Annotated in this window: 1 pseudogene; it reads right to left on the bottom strand. The window is 68.5% G+C overall.

What is annotated here, in order from left to right:
* A pseudogene (locus tag ACSNOK_RS36460) lies at positions 1-231 on the bottom strand (phosphate ABC transporter permease subunit PstC); the annotation flags it as partial.
* Position 232: the final 1 nt, after the last annotated feature.

The following is a 232-nucleotide window of genomic DNA, read 5'->3' as shown; positions in this document are numbered from 1 at the left end:
CACGGGGACGGCGAGGACCATCGCGATGATCGAGCTGACGATCGTGCCGTAGGCCAGGACCGCGATGCCGAAGACCGGCGGGTCGGCGTTGGCGCTCCACTCGAAGGTGGTGAGGAAGTTGCCCTCGTTCTCGGCGAGGGCGACCAGGGTGCGCCAGGTGAGGAAGACCGCGATGGCGGCCATGATCACCAGCAGCGCGATGCCGGAGCCCCGGGAGAGGCCGAGGAAGATC

The organism is Streptomyces sp. URMC 126, from assembly GCF_051386555.1.
Classification (GTDB): domain Bacteria; phylum Actinomycetota; class Actinomycetes; order Streptomycetales; family Streptomycetaceae; genus Streptomyces.
Note: the sequence above shows the minus strand (reverse complement) of the source record. Positions and strands in the feature narration are given on the sequence as shown.